1 protein-coding gene is annotated in these 600 nt (G+C 43.7%); it reads left to right on the forward strand.

Features of this window, described 5'->3' with window-relative positions; all coding sequences use genetic code 11:
* The coding region (locus R7R78_RS27850) for a cache domain-containing protein (RefSeq protein ID WP_225474817.1) at nt 1-600 on the forward strand (600 nt) is incomplete at both ends.

The following is a 600-nucleotide window of genomic DNA, read 5'->3' on the forward strand; positions in this document are numbered from 1 at the left end:
TGTTCTTTAACAAGAACAGTGAGGGGAACATCGATCAGATTCATTCATACAACAATCCAGAATCTGGCGGTTATGACAATGAGCCGTGGTATCGCGCAGCCGCTGAACGACCGTCAGGCTCGGTGAGTTGGTCTGCGGTGTATATTGATACTTTCACTCAAGTTCAAATGATTACCGCCTCTGCGCCGTATTATAAAAATGGAGAGTTTGCAGGCGTTGCGACGGTCGACCTTTCTTTGGAGGCCTTATTCCAGTTCATTCGTGAGCACACCAACCAATACTCTTTGGGTGTGGTCATTCGAGATGCTAACTCGAATGTCATCATCGAACACAACTTTCAAATCACCAAACAAATGTACATTAGTAAACTCGATTTTGGTGAATTTCATTGGAAGCTAGAAGTTGTCAATGCTAAGGCGAAAGTGGCAGATCAAGTGTTCGAGCAAGTCATGAGTGTTGAAGGCGGCATCATCCCATTCTTATTGCTATGCGTTCTCGTTGGGTACTATTTACTTAACCGATACATTGTCGAACCTATCGTACGAATCGCTACAAAAATTGATGATTCCAAAACTGGCGGGATCATTGATATCGATTACG

This window comes from Vibrio sp. 2134-1, from assembly GCF_033339495.1.